Origin of the sequence: Microbacterium sp. C5A9, assembly GCF_022627955.1 — a bacterium.
Lineage (GTDB): Bacteria > Actinomycetota > Actinomycetes > Actinomycetales > Microbacteriaceae > Microbacterium.
The window spans coordinates 437,088-453,224 of sequence record NZ_JABXGD010000001.1 but is presented as its reverse complement, the minus strand read 5'-3'; the positions used below and the strand labels follow the sequence as shown (position 1 = coordinate 453,224).

The window sequence follows — 16,137 nt, the reverse complement described above, 5'->3', positions numbered from 1 at the left end:
GGTCCCCGCGCCGCGCGCGGGGACCCGGGAGGGCATCTCAGTCGGTCGGACCTACTCGGTCAGGACGATGTCCGTGAAGACCTCGTCGTTCACCGGGCTGGCGGGGTAGCTCTCGACGCGCGGGTCGAACGCCAGGGTCGGCGCCGGGTGCGCGAGCGGCACACCCGGGATGAACTGCGCGACCATCTCGTTGATGTCCTCGTAGAGCGCCGTCTGGTCCTCGAGGCTCGACACACCACGGGCCTCGTTCAGCTTCTGGAACAGCTCCGGGTTGTCGAAGCCCCACTCCGAGCTCTGCTGTCCGAAGAAGACGCCGACGAAGTTGTCGGTGTCGTTGTAGTCGCCGGTCCAGCCCAGCAGGTGGATGCCGTGGTCCGGGGTGCCGGTGGTGCGGTCGAGGTACTCGACCCACTCCTCCGAGACCGGGGTGGTCTCGACGCCGACCTCGGCGAGCTGCGACGAGAGGACCGTGAAGATCTGCTCGGGGTCCGGCATGTACGGACGCGACACGTTGACCGGGTAGTTGAAGTCGAGCTTCAGCGGGTTGGCCTCGGTGTAGCCGGCCTCTGCGAGCAGCGACTTGGCCTTCTCGGGGTCGTAGTCGTACGTCGTCACGTCGGGGTTGTATCCGTTGACGGTGTCGGGGACGAACTCGATCGCCTTCTCCGTGCCCTCGGGCAGGACCTGGCTGATCAGCGCGTCCTTGTCGACCGCGTACGAGAGCGCCTCGCGCACCTTGGGGTCCTGCAGCGCGGGGACGGCCTGGTTGAACGCCAGGTAGAGGATCGTGAACGGCGGACGCGACACCATCGTGAAGCCGTCGTCCTCGAGCGCCTTGGTGTCGGCGGGGCCGACGAGGTCGTAGCCGTCGATCGAGCCGGACTCGAGCGCCTGACGACGCGCGGTCGGGTCGTCGATGGTGCGGAAGATGATCTCGTCGACCTGGCCGGCATCGCCCCAGTAGCCGTCGTAGGCCTTGAGGGTGACCTGCTCACCGGGAGCCCATTCCTCGAACTCGAAGGGACCGGTGCCGACGGGGTGGCCCATCGCGTACTCGGAGAGCACGGGCGCCTCGGCCGAGCCGCTGACGTCGTCTGCGCCGAACTCCGACAGCGCGGAGGGGCTCTGCATGCCGAACGACGGCAGCGAGAGAGAGGCGATGAAGCCGGCGAACGGCTTGTTCAGCTCGACGGTGACCGAGTAGTCGCCGTCGGGCGTGCACGACTTGTAGACGGCATCCGCGGGGTTGTCGGCGTAGCCCTTGAAGAGCTTGTTGTAGTAGTAGCCGAACGCCTCGGAGGCCGCGAGGCCGGTCCAGTTGTACCAGCGGTCGAAGTTCGCGCACACGGCCTCGGCATTGAACGGGGTGCCGTCGTGGAAGGTGACGTCCTCCTTCAGCGCGAACGTGTGGCTCATGCCGTCATCCGACGATTCCCACGACTCGGCGAGCAGCGGCGCCGGGTCGGCCGTTCCGGGCTCGGTGCCCACGAGTCCTTCGAAGATCTGCCGCGAGACGCGGAAGCTCTCACCGTCCTGCGCGAAGGCGGGATCGAGGCTGGCCGGATCGGACGAGGCGGCGAACACGAACGTACCGTCGACATCGCCCGAGCCCTCCGCACCGTCGTCGCCGCGCTCGCTGGCGACGCACCCCGAGAGGACCAGTGCGGCGAGTGCCGCCCCGGATACGGCGAGGAGTCCTCGCCGACGCATGACTGTGTGGTGCATTGTGTGACCTTCCTGTCGAGCGCTGCTGTGCGCGTTCCGGAGACGTCTTCGGGTCCGGAAATCGTGTTGCATCGACGCTACCCAGTGCGCCGACCGATCCGAAACATCTCCAGGTTGCATTCCGGTATCGGATGATTCACCGAAGTGATCCGGTAATCTCCAGATCGTGCCCGACTCCTCTCCCCTCGCCGTGTGTCTCGGCGAGGGTCTGGTCTCTCTCGTCCCCTCGGTCGCCGGCCCCCTCGAGGACTGCCGCACGTTCCACCGCTCCCTCGCCGGAGCCGAATGGAACACCGCGATCGCGCTGGCATCCGCGGGCGTCGGCGCAGCGGTCGTGTCCCGCGTCGGCGACGACGGCTTCGGGCGCTTCCTGCGCGCGGAGCTTCGTCGACACGGAGTCGACGACTCGGCGATCGAGGTCGATCCGGAGGCTCCCACCGGCCTGTACGTGAAGGAGCTCAGGCCCCTCCCCGAGGGGTCCGTCGACAGCGCGATGCACTACTACCGCCGCGGATCCGCGGCCGCCGCGATGTCCCCCGAGACCATCGCCCTGCCCGATGTCTCGCGGCTGATCCAGCGGGCTGCGCTCGTGCACACCACCGGCATCACCCCTGCGCTGTCGGACACGGCCCGCGCGGCGCAGGATGCGGTCTTCGCTGCCCCTCGGGAGTCCGGGCTGATCAGCTTCGACGTGAACTGGCGCCCGGCACTGTGGCGCGGACGCCACGACGAGGGACGGGCCGCGATCACCGACTACGCGCGCCGGGCGGATGTGGTCTTCTGCACGGGGGCGGACGCCGACGCCGTGTTCGGCACCTCCGATCCGGACAGCCTGCGAACGCTCCTTCCTCAGCCGAGACACCTGGTCGTGACCCGTCCCGGCGGTGCCACCGCGTACGACGGCGCGGAGCGCATCGAGAGCGCCGCGCTGGACGCGCCCGTCGTCGAGACCGTCGGCGCCGGGGACGCGTTCGCCGCCGGGTTCCTCGCCGGGGTCCTCAGCGGACTGTCGCTCACCGGGAGCCTCGCCCGAGCGCACCGGATCGCGACGCGGGCGCTCACCAGCACGCGCGATCACATCGACTGAGTCACCCGGTCGACGCCGGCGGCCGACAGCGGGTCCGTCGATTCAGCTCGGAGGGCGGCGACGCGGAGCGGCCGCCTGATGGGTGAGCTGCAGCGGGATCGAGACAGGCTCGCCGCGATGCTGCACGACCCGCACGAACAGGATGTCGACGAGCGCCAGCTGAGCGATGCGGCTCGACATCGCCGCCATGCGGAAGGGCGACTCGTGGGCGTGGGTCAGCAGAGCGATGTCGGCCGCCAGGGCCAGCGTGGAATCTCCCGCGCTCGTGATCGCGACGGACAGGGCTCCGGCGTCGCGGGCGACCTCGATCGCCTGCACGACCTCGGCCGTCTCCCCGCCGTGCGAGAAGCCGATGACCACGTCCTCCGACGAGCGCAGCGAGGCGGTCGTGACGGCGAGGTGAGGATCGGCCGAATGCGCCACCGAGCATCCGATGCGCGCGAGCTTCTGCTGCAGGTCCTGCGCAGTGAGCGACGATGCCGCCTGGCCGAACAGGTCGATGTGCCGTGCCTCGACCAGCGCGAGAGCCACCCGGTCCAGCGCCGCGGCGTCGAGGCCCCGAGCGGTCTTCTCTATCGCGTCGATCTCCTGGGCAGCGAGCTTCGCGGCGATCGCCGCGGGCTCGTCGTCGGGACTGATCGCGGTGGTGTCGAGTCCGAAACGCGCCTGCTGCGCCTGCGCCAACGTGACCGTGCGGGCGACGGCCACACGGAGTTCGCGATACCCGCTGAAGCCGAGCGACTGGGCGAAGCGCGCGACGGTCGACAGCGATGTGCTGCACAAGCGCGCCAGATCGTTGATCGCGAGATCGACGACGAGCGTGGGGTCGCCGAGTATCGTCTCGGCGACCTTGGCCTCCGCGGCGCTCAGGCGCGGTACGGCTCGGCGTACCAGTGCAAGAACATCAGCGTCCACGTGGCCATCCTGCCTCAGTCGTCGTGTTCGGCGTCACCCGGTGACGAACCGGCGCTGCGCGCGTATGCTCCGCGCAGCCGATCCCTGGCGGCCTGCGCTCCGACGCGGCTGGCGGCCCCCACCTCGACGGTGGGGAGCACGAGCGGACGCTGGGACGGGAGCCCGACGTTCACGACCACCGCACCGGGGTCGCGCTCGGCCGCGCGTTCGATCAGGGCGCGCTGGTCGTCGTCGGCGTCAGGTCGGTCGACGAGCACGACCGTCCGCCCCTCGGCGGCGATCACCTCGTCGAGCGCCGCATCCTGCTCCTGCACCGAGGTGCGTGCGACGTCGAGTCGCGCGACGTGCCCGTCACCGGCGAGAGTCGCGGCGACGTAGGCGGCCGCGCTGTCGATCGCGAGCGATGATCGACGCCGCGCGTCGAGCACCGCCAGTTCGGCGGCGTCGCCGCGTGCACCGCGGACCGCGCGGCGCACGATGCTGTCGGCCCCCGGTGCGGCGTCGGGTGCGGCGTCGTCGTGAGAGTCCGCGGCACGCGCACGCAGCGTCTGCGCGAGAGCGGCGACGCGACGCGCCGCCTCCTCGACCCGTGCCCGCGGCAGCGAGCCGTCACGGAGCGCGTCGACGATCCCATCGCGGGCGGAGAGATAGTCGCGGAGGTCCTGGTCGGGATGGACCTCCCTGCCGGGGTTCGTCGGGTTGCCGATGCACAGCAGGTCGGCCCCCGCCGCGAGGGCGCGAGCGGCGCCGACGCCGATCCCGACCGTCTCGCGGATCGCGGCCATGTCGAGCGCGTCGGTGATGATGACGCCCTCGAAGCCCCACTCCCGCAGCATCCCGAGGATCCGCGGGTTGAGCGTCGCAGGCTCTGAGCCCCACGCGGGCACCACGATGTGGGCCGTCATGATGGTGTCGACGCCCGCGGCGACCGCCGCACGGAACGGCTCGAGGTGCACGCGGTCGAACTCCGCGATGTCGAGGGAGATCTCCGGAAGAGCGTGATGCGAGTCCACGTGGGTGTCGCCGTGGCCCGGGAAGTGCTTGACGCAGGCGGCGACGCCCGCGCGCTGAAGCCCCTCGACCTCGGCGACGACGTGCCGGGAGACCAGGCGCTCGTCGCCGCCGAAGGACCGGACCCCGATCACCGGGTTGCGCGGGTCCGTGTTGACGTCGGCGACCGGGCCGAGCACGACGTTGCCGCCGATCGCGCGGACACGGCGCGCGAGCTCGGCACCCGTCGCCTCGGTCGCCGCGAGATCGTCGACCAGACCGAGCTGGGCGGCGCCCGCCAGGGTCGATCCCGAGACGGACTCGAGGCGCGTGACGCTGCCGCCCTCTTCGTCGATCCCGATGAGCGCGTCGGGGTTGGCGGTGAGGATCTGCGCGCTCAGCGCCGCGAGACCCTCGCCGACGTTCTGGCCGAAGTACACGACGCCGGCGAGTCCCCCGCGCAGCGCGTCGAGCAACCACCCCGGGGCCTCGGTGCCGTAGAAGCCGGGCCAGAGAACGCCGTTCGCGAGACGCTCGAGCTCGTCGCTCATCCCTTCACCGCTCCGGCGACCATACCGGCGGACAGGCGCCGCTGCACGATGACGAAGAAGATCATGACCGGGATCGTGATGATCGTCGACGCGGCCATGATGCTGCCCCAGTCGTTCGAGTGCAGGCCGAAGAAGGACTTCAGACCGATCGACACCGTGTACTGGTCGGTCGCGCTGCCGAGGATCGTCATCGCGAAGATGAACTCGTTCCACGCCGTGATGAAGCTGAAGATGCTCGTCGCGACGAGACCCGGCATCACGAGCGGCAGCAGGATGGACCGGAACATCCGCCACCAGCTGGCGCCGTCGATGTAGGCGGCCTCTTCGAGCTCCACCGGAACGGCCGCGACGAAACCGCGCAGCATCCAGATGCCGAAGGCGAGGGACAGCGCGACGTACACGACCATGAGTCCCAGGATGCTGTTGAGCAGCCCGAGGCTCTTGACCTGCAGGAAGAGCGGGATGACGAGGGCCTCGAGCGGCACCATCTGCACGACCAGGATCATCATGAGGATCGTGGTGCGGAACTTGAAGCGGAAGCGCGCGACCGCGACGGCCGCGAGCAGGCAGACCAGCGCGCTGACCAGCACCGTCACCAGAGCGACGATCGCCGAGTTGCGCAGGTACGTGCCGAACCCGCCGTCGGTGAGGACGTACGCGAAGTTGTCGAACGTGAACTCCTGCGGCAGCAGCGACTGTCCGCCGCTGGAGGCCTTGCCGTCGAGCGCGCTGGAGACCATCCAGTAGACGGGGAACAGGGTGAAGATGAGGACCGCGGCGATCGCGATGCCGGTGCCGACGCGCGACATGACAGACGGGCGGGGGTTCACAGCTCGTCCTCCTTCATGAGGGAGCGGATGTACACGATCGTGATGCCGATCAGCACGAGGGTGAGCAGGACGGCGAGTGCGGCGCCGAATCCGTACCGGTTCTGGCCGAAGGACTCGACGTACGACCAGACGCCGAGGTTCAGCACCGACCGGTTGCCGCCACCACCGCCGGGCATGAGGTAGACCTGCGCGAAGACCTTGAAGTCCCAGATGGTCGACAGGATGATGACGACGGAGAAGACGGGCTTCAGGGTGGGGAAGATGATCTTCCAGAACCGCATCCACGCGTTCGCGCCGTCGAGGGCTGCGGCCTCGAGCATCTCCTTCGAGACGCCGAGGAGTCCGGCGAGCACCGTGATCGCCACGAACGGGAAGCCGTGGTGCACGACGTTGAGGAGCACGATGGCGTAGAACGACCACTGGTTCGTGAACCAGTTGACCGGATCGTCCATCAGGCCGAGGTCGGTCAGGACGGAGTTGAAGATGCCCCGGTCGGCATCGAAGATGAAGGTCCAGACGTAGGTGCCGGTCACCGCGGGCATCGCCCACGCGACCATGATGCAGCTCGAGACGATCGTGCGCCACACGGTGCCGAGTCGTGCGAGGAGCAGCGCGACGAGAGTGCCCACGGCGACCGTGACGAACACGGCGACGGCGGCGAAGCCGACGGTGTTCGGCAGCACCACGGTCCAGAGCGTCGGGTTGGTGAGCGCCTCGACGTAGTTGTCGACGCCGATCCAGTTGCTCTCACCGGTGTTGATCTCGCGCAGACCGTAGTCCTGCAGAGAGTAGATGACGACCTGGACGAGAGGCCAGAGCATGAGCACCGCGAGGATGACCAGGCCCGGGGCGAGGAGGAGCCAGGGACGAGCCGAGATCAGCGAGAGTCCTCGCTTCTTCTGCGGCCGGCCGCCGGCCACGGAGGCGGAGGTGGACTCCGCCTTCGTGGCCGGCAGTGGCGCTTGCACCATCGACATGGAGGGATACAGCCTTACTGGTTGAGCAGGTCGGTCATCTCAGCAGCGGCATCCTTCGTCGCGGTGGCGACGTCCTTCTGTCCGCTGAGGATCGCCTGGATCATCGAGTTGGTCGTCTTCTTGGCCTGCACGGCGCCGAAGTTGGGGGTCACCGGCACGGATGCTCCGCCCTCGACCATCTGCTGCGCGAACGGAGCGACGAGCGGGTCGGTCGAGGCGAGCGCCTCTTCCATCGCCGACTGGACGCCCGGGAAGTACCCGGTCTCGTCCGCCCACTTCTCGGCGAATTCGCCGGTGGTCATGAGCTTGACGAACTCCCAGGCGAGCTCCGGGTTCTCGGTGGTGTTGAACACCGACAGGTGCGAGCCGCCGAGCACCGACGGAGCGATGCCGCCGTCCTCACCGGGGATCACGGCCGCGCCGATCTTGCCGTCGAGGTCGGGGTTCGCCTCGATCAGCGCCTTCGGGGTCCAGGAACCGGAGAGCATCATCGCGACGTTGCCCTGCGTGAACGAGTCGCGGAGGTCGGTCTCCTTCCACGTGGTCGCACCGGCCGACGAGAAGCCGTGCTCGGTGGCGAGTCCGGTGTAGAACTCGATTCCGGCCTGCGACTCGTCGCTGTCGAGCTCGCTGGTCCAGGTCTTGCCGTCGAGGGTCGCGACCTCTCCGCCCGCGCCCCACACCCAGGGGTAGACCTGGAACTCGGCGTCGCCGGCGACCGGGAACGGGAGCATGTCGGGCTTGGCGGCCTTGATGGCCTCACCCGCGGTGACGATGTCGTCCCACGTCTTCGGAGCCTCGAGGCCGAGCTCCTCGAACACGTCGGTGCGGTAGACGATCGAGCGCACACCGGCGTACCAGGGCATGCCGTACAGCTCGTCGTCATAGGTTCCGGCGACGGCGAGACCTTCGACGAGGTCGTCGCGCAGCCCCTTCTCGGCGTCGACGTACTCGTCGATCGGCTCGAGGGCGCCGGCATCCGCGAACTCGGCGGTCCAGGTCGTACCGGTCTCGGCGATGTCGGGGGTCGTGCCACCGGCGATCGACGTCACGAAGCGATCGTGGGCGTCGGCCCACTGGATCTCCTCGATCGTGACCGTCGCTCCGGTCTCCTCCTCGAACGCCGCGGACACCTCGTCGTAGAACGCGCTCGCGTCGGGGTTGGTGCCCTTCATGATCCAGACGGTGAGCTCCTGGCCCTCTCCGTCTGCAGACCCGCCGTTGTCGGTCGCGCCACCGGCGCAGGCCGCCAGGCCCAGGGTGGCCACGGCGCCGAGCGCCACGACCGGAAGAATGCGCTTATGCATCAGGGATCTCCTCTTTGAACGTCCTGGTGGCTTCGGGAACCCACCCGGTTAGGAAAAAGTATTCATCACTAACTAATTCCCTGCAAGTTATTCCCGGAAACGTCACTTGCCCGTAACATCGGGCCTCGGAGGCCCGCTCCCTGCCCGTCCCACCGGCGTCTGAGAGCCGCGTAGTCTCGAGGAATGGGACGGACACGAGCACGCGACGCCGAGCATCCGCACACCCGGCTCGACCATGGCGGGGAGGCCCGCGTCATCCCGTCGGAGTTCACGAGCGGCTTCGAACTGGTGGTCGACGGCACCCCTCAGTCGCATGTCGACCTCGACGATCCTACGCACCTTCACTTCGAATACATCGTGCGCATGGGAGCCGTGATCGATCAGCTCCCCGCCGGAGCTCTCACTGCCGTGCACCTCGGCGCCGGAGCGCTGACCATCCCCCGCTACATCGACGCGACGAGGCCCGGCTCGCGCCAGCAGGTCATCGAGCTCGAGGCGCCGCTCATCGCGCTGGTGCGTGAGCATCTGCCCCTCCCCCGCGGCGCCGCCATCCGGCTGCGCATCGGCGACGCCCGAGAGGGTGTGCGTCGACTGCCCCCGGCGATCGTCGGCAGCTGCGACCTCGTGGTGTCGGATGTCTTCTCCGGCGCGCAGACCCCGGCGCACCTCACCAGCATCGAGTTCTACCGCGAGATCGCCGAGCTGCTCGGTCCGGCGGGAGTGCTCCTCATCAATGTCGCCGACGGACCGGGACTCGCGTTCGCCCGCCGGCAGGTCGCGACGATCGCCGAGGTGCTGCCCGAGGTCGCCATCCTCGCCGACGCACAGGTGCTGAAGGGGAGGCGATTCGGCAATCTCGTGATCGCCGCCTCCGCCGGTCCGCTGCCCACCGAGTGGCTTCCGCGGATGCTCGCCGCGGGGCCGCACCCGGCGAAGATCGCGCAGGGGGCGGAGGTCGCGGCATTCGTGCAGGGTGCGCGCGTCGTGACCGATCAGGACGCCGTGGCATCCCCCCGTCCCGACGCGTCTCTCTTCCTGCGCTGAACAGCTCGGATCGCACCCGGATGCGAGCGAGCGGGGCGTGCCGACCGACGGAGCGAGCACTCTCGGGGCAGACTGGTCGAGGGGACGCTGCGGAAGGAGAGCAATGAGTTTCATCCGAGGATACGACCGGGAGAGTCTTCGCGAACTGGTCGATCTCGATGAATGCGCGGCGCGACTCGCGGAGATCGAGGAGCAGCGCAGTCTTCCCGCCCTGCTCGAGCGCGTGTGGCTGCTCAAGGTGCTCGGTCGTCTCGACGAGTCCCTCGCCCTCGCCGACACGACAGTGCGCCAGGCCCGGATGGCGGGCACCCGCAGAGACGTGCTGCGCGCGCGGGTTCTGCACGCCACCGTTCTGCAGTACCGCGGCGCGCACGCCGCCGCGGAGCAGGAGCTCGCGACGTGCGCGGCGGAGGCCGAGGGCCAGCGATGGCTCTCGATCGCGGCGTTCGCACACCAGCACCACGGCAAGAACGCCTACGAGGCCGGCGATTACGAGACCGCCAGGGAGAGTTTCAAGCAGTCGCTGTTCCTGCGCCGCGAAGCCGGGGCCGCCGACAGCGAGCTCGAGACCGTGCTCCTCGCGATCGAGGCGGCGGAACGGCACCGCGTCGCCCCTCTGCCCGTCGGCTGACGCCCGGATGCCCGTCGGCTGACGCCCGGATGCCCGTCGGCTGACGCCCGGATGCTCCGCGATGTCGGCGGCATGGCTTAGCCTGAGCGCATGGCGGAACTTGACCGGGTGCGGGTCTGGGGCGAGGCACTGATCGCGCTGCACCTCGACGACAGCTGGTCCTTCGGGTTCGATCATGCGAAGCGTCGCGCAGGGCAGTGCGACTACACGAAGAAGCGCATCACGGTGTCGCGGTATCTGGCGGCCCGGTTCGACGACGACGACATCCATCAGGTGCTGCTGCACGAGGTCGCGCATGCGCTGGCGGGGCACGCCGCCGCGCACGGGCCCGCATGGAAGCGCGTGGCTCGCGAGCTGGGCTACGTGGGCGGCACCACCCATCACGGCGAGACGGCCGTCGAGCTCGCCCCGTGGGTCGGCACCTGCGCCGCGGGTCACGTCACGTATCGGCACCGCCGTCCGTCACGACCCACGTCGTGCGCGCGCTGCTCGCGCTCCTTCGACGCCCGGTATCAGTTCACCTGGACCCGGCGCGAGATCACGGCCGACACCCGCCTGGCCGCGCAGATGTCACGCTGATCGACTCAGCGCTGTTCCGATTCCGCTCCTGAGCCCGGCAGCCGGTCGGCCTCGTGGTCGGCGTCGAGCTCCCGATCGGCGGGGGCCTCGTGATCGGCATCGATCTGCGGCATATCAGTCGATGAGTGATCGGCGTCCTCGGCCGTGTGCCCGGAGCGACGGTGACGCACCAGGGCGGCTGCCGCGCGCCACCCGATCAGGAGCACACCGAGGGTGATCGTCGCGACGATGATGAACGCGATCTGAGCCGTGTCGCCGGAGGCGACGCGCAGCAGCATCCCACCCACGACCGTCACGACCCAGACCACCGCTCCCCATGCGAGGGACCACGGGCGGCGGGGCCGACCGGGCAGAAGCGCGGCGATCAGGTGCCCGAGCGCCAGGGCGACGAGGAACGGCCACGCCGTGACCAGGAATCCGGCCGGATCCTCGGCATGGGACGCACGACCGATCGCCGCGAAGACGAGAACGAAGACCGCATCGAGGAGGAGCGCAGGGACGTACCGCATGACCCGACCCTACGTCGATCCGCCTACTCGAACGCGACGAACACCCCGTCGCGCAGAATCGGCACGGCATCGAGTGCGTCGAGCTCGGCGGCAGCCGCCGGAGACGTCGGCACCACACCTGCGGCGGTCATGCGATCCGTCGCGGGAACCCCGTCGGCGATCTCGCGGGCCGACCCGCTGGCGCTCACCATGTGGCGCAGAGCCCTGCGGAGCGCCCGGAAGCCCTCGGCTGCGACGGCGGCATCCGGCGCCGTGTGATCGATGCCGAGGTCCGTCAGCGCGGCGATCACGGCGCCCGCCCCGAGCTGATCCTCGACCGCGACACGCAGAGCGCCGGCGGCATCGGACTCGCCCGCCGCGATGACGGCCACCGAGGTGCGGGCCTGGCGCCGGTTCTGCAGTGTCGCCACGGCACGGGCGACGGCACCGGCGTTGCGAAGACTGCCGAGCAGCACCGTGGCATCCCCCGCCGCCGCCGCGACGGCCGCTCCGTTGCGCGACCAGGCGACGGCACCCTCGAGAGGCACCTCGGAACCGGATGCCACGGCATCGGCCACGGACGAGGAGAATCGCAGGACATCGACCACCACGACGATGTCGGCGGGGGCGAGACGGGCGAGGCCGTCGACGCCCCATTCGAGACGCACCTGATACGTGGACTGGTCGAACGGAGCCGGCATCCGTCCAGCTTATGCGGCACGACGAGGGCCCCGTCGGCAGATGACGCCGACGGGGCCCTGGCACGTCGCTCAGTCCGCGGCGAGCGCCTCGACCGGTGCCACCCGCGTCGCGAGCCGGGTCGGGGCCGCAGCGGCGACGAGCGTCAGCACCGCCGTGGCGGCCACGATGATCACGATGGGCAGCCACGGCACGTGGGGCGCGACGAGACCGGCCGGTTCGAAGTCCGGCAGCGTGGGCGTCGACCCGAGCAGCGACTGGGCCGCCACCCATCCGTAGACCATGCCGAGCACGAGGCCGGTGATCGTCGCGGCGACGGTGATGTGCGTGGCCTCCAGGAGCACCATGCGGCGCACCTGCCGATTCGAGAGCCCGATCGAGCGCAGCAGACCGAGCTCGCGTCGACGCTGGACCACACCGATCGTGAGCAGATTGACCAGCCCGACGGCGGCGATCACGGCGGAGACCGCGACGAGGAGCATCATGATGGCGGCGAAGGCGTCGAACGGTGCGAAGAACTCGTCGGGGATCGATCCCTCCGACTGCCCGATCAGCATCTGCTTGACCGACTCGAGCGCCACCGCGAACATCGTCACGAGCGTGACGCCCATGACGACGCCGATGGCCATGCGCGAAGAGCGTTCCGGATGACGCAGCGCGTTCTCGGCCGCCAGTCGAGCTGTGGCGCTGGATCCGAACAGCCGCCCGACCACCCGCAGCACCGGCGGCATGAAGAGCACGGCGCCGAGCGCCAGGCCCGTGAACGAGAGGAGTCCGCCGAAGAACGCGACGACGACTCCGAGCGGGTGGACCAGCCCGAACACCACGCCGCCGGCGAGCAGCAGCGACCCCACCACGAGGAGCACCCACGCGCTGAGGTGACGGCCGGGGCGCGCCACCTCGTCGCGAGTCCGCTCGACCGAGCCGCCGATCGCCTGCAGCGGCGTGACCTCGAGCACCCGCCGCGACCCGACCCAGGCCGCCGCCCAGGTCGTCAGCGCGACGCCGACCGCCGGCAGCACGAGCGCGGGCTGCACGAGAGAGAATCCGGACGGCTGGTGCGTGATCATCGTCGAGCCGATCTGCACTCCGACCGCCGACAGCACCAGCCCCGCGATCACGCCGATGACGGCGCCGAGGATGCCGACGGTCAGCCCCTGACCGCCCACCTCCGCGCGCTGAGATCGAGCGGTCGCCCCGATCAGCCGCATCAGGGCGATGCGGCGGGTGCGCCCCGCGATGATCGTCGAGAACGTGTTCGCCGTGACGATCGCGGCGACGTACATGGCCACCGCCGTGAGCAGCACCGAGAGCAGACCGACGATGAAGGCGAGGGTCTCGCTGTCGCCGATGAACGGATCGGCCTGCAGGACGGCGCCGAGGTAGGCGGTGACCTCGACGAGCACGACGCCGAACGCAGCCGACAGCGCGGCGACGAGGATGCTCGCGCCCATGCCCCGCTCTCGCAGCCACGCGAGCCGAGGACCGGTGGATGCCGTCTGGGGTACCGCGGTGTGGATGACGGGAGCGCTGACGGTGCTCATGCCGCGACCTCTGCCGCGAGCATGTACGCGGAGATCTGCTCGGCGCTCTGACGCGGGTGATCGGCGACGAGGCGACCGTCGCCCAGGAACAGGACCCGGTCGGCGTGGCTCGCGGCGATCGCGTCGTGCGTGACCATCGCGATCGACTGCCCGTGCTCGCGGCTCGCGGTCGCGAGCAGCTGCAGCACCTCTCGCCCTGTCGCGGAATCGAGGTTCCCCGTGGGCTCGTCGGCGAAGACCAGATCGGGAGCGGTGGCGAGCGCGCGGGCGATCGCCACCCTCTGCTGCTGGCCGCCCGACAGCTGATGCGGCCGGTGCTGCAGGCGCGCCCCGAGCCCGAGCGTCTCGACGAGCCCGTCGATGCGCGCCTTCTCGATCGCACTCGGGCGTCGTCCGTCGAGCTCGAACGGGAGCATGATGTTGCCCAGCGCCGTGAGGGTGGGCACCAGGTTGAACGCCTGGAAGATGAAGCCGACCCTGCGACGACGCAGGATCGTCAGGTCGAGGTCGCCGAGTCCGGTGATCTCGGTGTCGCCGATCCAGGCCCGCCCCTCCGACGGGGTGTCGAGCCCGGCCATGATGTGCATGAGGGTCGATTTGCCCGACCCCGAGGGGCCCATGATGGCCGTGAACTGGCCGCGGCGGATGCCGACGCTGACGTCGTCGAGCGCGCGGACCGCGCCCTCCCCTGTCCCGTAGGTCTTGCTGAGGTGCTGCACGCGGGCTGCGAGCCCGAGGTCGGTGGTCGTGATCTCCATGTCGACGACGCTATTTCGGGCGGGTGTCCGACCGCGTCGCCCGCTCGACTCATCCGCCTACATCGCAAGGATGATCCGCACCGGAACCGGCGATCGGACCGAACCTCCGATCCGGGGCGGCCCGCGAGTCAGGGGCGGCCCAGCGAGTCAGGCGAGCCCGTGCTCGAACGCGAAGACGACGAGCTGCACCCGGTCACGCAGCGCGAGCTTCGCGAGGATGCGGCTGATGTGCGTCTTCACGGTGGCCTCGCTGAGGTACTCGCGCGCGGCGATCTCGCTGTTCGAGAGTCCCCGTGCGGCGAGGGCGAAGATCTCCCGCTCGCGGTCGGTGAGGGTGGAGAACTCCGCGGGCACGGGCTGCGGCGCCTCGGCGAAGTGCTGGAACAGCTCCCGCGTCGCGGAAGCGGCGATCACGCTCGACCCGGCATGCACCGTGCGGATCGCCGCGAGCAGGAACTCGGGGTCCGCGTCTTTGAGAAGGAATCCGCTCGCGCCCTGACGGATCGCCCGGGCGGCGGCCTCGTCGAGATCGAAGGTCGTGAGCATCACGATGCGGGGCGGATCCGGCTGCGCGAGGATCTCCGCGGTGGCGGTCAGTCCGTCCATCACCGGCATGCGGATGTCCATGAGCACCACATCGGGTCGGACCGAACGGACGAGCGCCACCGCCTCGCGTCCGTCTCCGGCCTCCCCCACCACATCGAGGTCGGGCTGCGATGCGACGAGCATCCGGATTCCGGCGCGGAAGAGCGCCTGGTCGTCGACGAGTACGACCCTGATCATGCTGGTTCTCCGATCGGGAGCGACGCCTGGACCACGAACTGCGTGCCGTGACGCTCCGCCTGCAGGCTACCGCCCACGAGCTGCGCGCGTTCGCGCATGCCGATCACCCCGTGACCTCCGCCGGTCGAGATGGCCCCTGTGCCTCCGGCGCCCTTCCCCACGGTGTTGCGCACCTGCAGGTCGACGCGATCGGGAAGCCACGCGAGATGCACGTCGACCGCTCCGTCGCCGTGTCTGATCGCATTGGTCAGCGCCTCCTGGAGGATTCGGTAGACCGCGAGCTGGATCGCTCCCGGCGGCTCGCCCGGGGGCATCGGATCGACCGTGATGCGAGGCTCGATCCCCGCCTGGCGCACCTGGGCGAACAGCGTCTCGAGGTCGGCGAGGGTCGGCTGGGGACCCTCGCCCTGGCGATGCCGCATCTGCGTGAGCAGCAGCCGGACGTCGCTCAGGGCGCTCCGTGCCGTCTGGGCGATGGTCGTCAGCGCCTCGCCGGCCATCTCGGGCTGGGCCGCGGCGGCGTACCGCGCGCCGTCGGCCTGCGCGATCACGACGGCGAGCGAATGCGCGACGATGTCATGCATGTCCCGGGCGATCCGGACGCGCTCCTGCTCCTCCGCGGCCAGCGACTCGGCCTGCAGCTGCGCGGTCCGTGTGTTCCTGGCACGCAGCACGACGCGCCAGAGAAGACCGCACACCCAGGCGAAGCCGAGAGCGAGGATCGACAGCACGAGAAGCAGCGTGCCCGTGGTGAGCTGGTCCCAGCCGTTGGTCGCCCCGGCCGTGACCCCGCCGATGAACACCATGTAGAGCGCTGCGACGAAAGCGCCGAAGAGCGCCGAGCCGAAGCCCCACCACAGCACGGCTCGCGATCCCCACGCGGCGGTCGCGTAGAGGATCAGCAGGATCGCGAGGTCGATGGGCAGCGGACCGAAGCCGGCGAGCATCTGCACGATCGCCCCCGCCCAGGCCGCGGCGAGCGCCAGCGCCGGGGCGAGCCTGCCGATCGCGACGCCGCCGAACATGAGCAGCCCCGACACGGCGATGGCGCCGGTACTGGCCACCGGATTCGACACGGTCCCCGCTCCCGGCCCGTAAAACGCGACGGAGAAGGGCGTGAGGATGACGAAGAGCAGCGCCGCCCCGACGATGTCGAGCACGAGCGCCGTGCGAGAGAGCGGGCGGATCACTCTCCCACGCTACGCGGCGGGTCGACCGCCACGCATCCG

Annotated in this window: 16 protein-coding genes; 4 read left to right on the top strand and 12 right to left on the bottom strand. The window is 69.8% G+C overall.

The features are described from left to right. Nucleotides 1-51 precede the first annotated feature (51 nt). Nucleotides 52-1,725 (bottom strand): ABC transporter substrate-binding protein, encoded by a 1,674-nt coding sequence (locus HWD99_RS02020; protein WP_241794568.1) that lies wholly within the window; start codon nucleotides 1,723-1,725, stop codon nucleotides 52-54. A gap of 166 nt (nucleotides 1,726-1,891) precedes the next feature. On the opposite strand from HWD99_RS02020, the gene HWD99_RS02015 reads away from it, so the two are divergent. Further along, nucleotides 1,892-2,812: a sugar kinase gene (locus tag HWD99_RS02015; RefSeq protein ID WP_241794567.1), complete on the top strand. Its 921-nt coding sequence runs from the start codon at nucleotides 1,892-1,894 to the stop codon at nucleotides 2,810-2,812. Nucleotides 2,813-2,854: 42 nt separating this feature from the next. On the opposite strand, the gene HWD99_RS02010 is transcribed toward HWD99_RS02015, so the two are convergent. The 5 genes from HWD99_RS02010 to HWD99_RS01990 are packed head-to-tail and all read right to left on the bottom strand — an operon-like array spanning nucleotide 2,855 to nucleotide 8,382. Continuing rightward, entirely contained in the window at nucleotides 2,855-3,727 is an 873-nt protein-coding gene (locus tag HWD99_RS02010; protein WP_241794566.1) for a MurR/RpiR family transcriptional regulator, read from the bottom strand. 14 nt (nucleotides 3,728-3,741) lie between these two features. Continuing rightward, complete coding sequence (locus tag HWD99_RS02005; protein WP_241794565.1) at nucleotides 3,742-5,268, bottom strand: glycoside hydrolase family 3 protein; 1,527 nt, start codon at nucleotides 5,266-5,268, stop codon at nucleotides 3,742-3,744. Further along, nucleotides 5,265-6,098: a carbohydrate ABC transporter permease gene (locus tag HWD99_RS02000; protein WP_241794564.1), complete on the bottom strand. Its 834-nt coding sequence runs from the start codon at nucleotides 6,096-6,098 to the stop codon at nucleotides 5,265-5,267. Before HWD99_RS02000 ends, HWD99_RS02005 begins: the two co-directional genes overlap by 4 nt. Beyond that, nucleotides 6,095-7,075, bottom strand: coding sequence for a carbohydrate ABC transporter permease (locus HWD99_RS01995; protein ID WP_241794563.1), 981 nt, complete (start codon nucleotides 7,073-7,075; stop codon nucleotides 6,095-6,097). The genes HWD99_RS02000 and HWD99_RS01995 overlap by 4 nt, the downstream gene beginning before the upstream one ends. A gap of 14 nt (nucleotides 7,076-7,089) precedes the next feature. Continuing rightward, a complete protein-coding gene (locus HWD99_RS01990) occupies nucleotides 7,090-8,382 on the bottom strand; it encodes a sugar ABC transporter substrate-binding protein (protein WP_241794562.1) in 1,293 nt (430 codons plus the stop codon). Nucleotides 8,383-8,565: 183 nt separating this feature from the next. On the opposite strand from HWD99_RS01990, the gene HWD99_RS01985 reads away from it, so the two are divergent. From HWD99_RS01985 to HWD99_RS01975, 3 genes are all read left to right on the top strand, one after another. Then, nucleotides 8,566-9,426 (top strand): spermidine synthase, encoded by an 861-nt coding sequence (locus tag HWD99_RS01985; RefSeq protein ID WP_241794561.1) that lies wholly within the window; start codon nucleotides 8,566-8,568, stop codon nucleotides 9,424-9,426. 103 nt (nucleotides 9,427-9,529) lie between these two features. Next, nucleotides 9,530-10,057, top strand: a complete 528-nt coding sequence (locus HWD99_RS01980) for a hypothetical protein (RefSeq protein WP_241794560.1) — start codon at nucleotides 9,530-9,532, stop codon at nucleotides 10,055-10,057. Nucleotides 10,058-10,147: 90 nt separating this feature from the next. Continuing rightward, on the top strand, nucleotides 10,148-10,636 hold the full coding sequence (locus HWD99_RS01975) for a SprT-like domain-containing protein (protein ID WP_241794559.1): 489 nt from the start codon (nucleotides 10,148-10,150) through the stop codon (nucleotides 10,634-10,636). Between the two features lie 5 nt (nucleotides 10,637-10,641). On the opposite strand, the gene HWD99_RS01970 is transcribed toward HWD99_RS01975, so the two are convergent. The 6 genes from HWD99_RS01970 to HWD99_RS01945 form a co-directional block, all read right to left on the bottom strand. After that, a complete protein-coding gene (locus tag HWD99_RS01970) occupies nucleotides 10,642-11,145 on the bottom strand; it encodes a DUF3054 domain-containing protein (RefSeq protein ID WP_241794558.1) in 504 nt (167 codons plus the stop codon). Nucleotides 11,146-11,168: 23 nt separating this feature from the next. After that, nucleotides 11,169-11,825, bottom strand: a complete 657-nt coding sequence (locus HWD99_RS01965) for a 2-phosphosulfolactate phosphatase (RefSeq protein WP_241794557.1) — start codon at nucleotides 11,823-11,825, stop codon at nucleotides 11,169-11,171. Nucleotides 11,826-11,894: 69 nt separating this feature from the next. Beyond that, nucleotides 11,895-13,367, bottom strand: a complete 1,473-nt coding sequence (locus HWD99_RS01960; protein WP_241794556.1) for an ABC transporter permease — start codon at nucleotides 13,365-13,367, stop codon at nucleotides 11,895-11,897. Beyond that, nucleotides 13,364-14,125: an ABC transporter ATP-binding protein gene (locus HWD99_RS01955; RefSeq protein ID WP_241794555.1), complete on the bottom strand. Its 762-nt coding sequence runs from the start codon at nucleotides 14,123-14,125 to the stop codon at nucleotides 13,364-13,366. The genes HWD99_RS01960 and HWD99_RS01955 overlap by 4 nt, the downstream gene beginning before the upstream one ends. Nucleotides 14,126-14,272: 147 nt before the next feature. Continuing rightward, nucleotides 14,273-14,908 (bottom strand): response regulator transcription factor, encoded by a 636-nt coding sequence (locus HWD99_RS01950; RefSeq protein WP_241794554.1) that lies wholly within the window; start codon nucleotides 14,906-14,908, stop codon nucleotides 14,273-14,275. Continuing rightward, nucleotides 14,905-16,098 carry a histidine kinase gene (locus HWD99_RS01945; RefSeq protein WP_241794553.1) on the bottom strand — a complete coding sequence of 398 codons (1,194 nt, stop codon included), beginning with the start codon at nucleotides 16,096-16,098 and terminating at the stop codon, nucleotides 14,905-14,907. Before HWD99_RS01945 ends, HWD99_RS01950 begins: the two co-directional genes overlap by 4 nt. Between the last annotated feature and the right edge of the window lie 39 nt (nucleotides 16,099-16,137).

What these genes read in the sequence shown, in the direction of transcription:
- HWD99_RS02020 (WP_241794568.1), bottom strand. Translation starts at nt 1,725, where the DNA reads ATGCACCACACAGTCATGCGTCGGCGAGGACTCCTCGCCGTATCCGGG.
- HWD99_RS01970 (WP_241794558.1), bottom strand. Translation starts at nt 11,145, where the DNA reads ATGCGGTACGTCCCTGCGCTCCTCCTCGATGCGGTCTTCGTTCTCGTC.
- HWD99_RS01965 (WP_241794557.1), bottom strand. Translation starts at nt 11,825, where the DNA reads ATGCCGGCTCCGTTCGACCAGTCCACGTATCAGGTGCGTCTCGAATGG.
- HWD99_RS01975 (WP_241794559.1), top strand. Translation starts at nt 10,148, where the DNA reads ATGGCGGAACTTGACCGGGTGCGGGTCTGGGGCGAGGCACTGATCGCG.
- HWD99_RS01990 (WP_241794562.1), bottom strand. Translation starts at nt 8,382, where the DNA reads ATGCATAAGCGCATTCTTCCGGTCGTGGCGCTCGGCGCCGTGGCCACC.
- HWD99_RS01985 (WP_241794561.1), top strand. Translation starts at nt 8,566, where the DNA reads ATGGGACGGACACGAGCACGCGACGCCGAGCATCCGCACACCCGGCTC.
- HWD99_RS01980 (WP_241794560.1), top strand. Translation starts at nt 9,530, where the DNA reads ATGAGTTTCATCCGAGGATACGACCGGGAGAGTCTTCGCGAACTGGTC.
- HWD99_RS01960 (WP_241794556.1), bottom strand. Translation starts at nt 13,367, where the DNA reads ATGAGCACCGTCAGCGCTCCCGTCATCCACACCGCGGTACCCCAGACG.
- HWD99_RS01995 (WP_241794563.1), bottom strand. Translation starts at nt 7,075, where the DNA reads ATGTCGATGGTGCAAGCGCCACTGCCGGCCACGAAGGCGGAGTCCACC.
- HWD99_RS01955 (WP_241794555.1), bottom strand. Translation starts at nt 14,125, where the DNA reads ATGGAGATCACGACCACCGACCTCGGGCTCGCAGCCCGCGTGCAGCAC.
- HWD99_RS02005 (WP_241794565.1), bottom strand. Translation starts at nt 5,268, where the DNA reads ATGAGCGACGAGCTCGAGCGTCTCGCGAACGGCGTTCTCTGGCCCGGC.
- HWD99_RS01950 (WP_241794554.1), bottom strand. Translation starts at nt 14,908, where the DNA reads ATGATCAGGGTCGTACTCGTCGACGACCAGGCGCTCTTCCGCGCCGGA.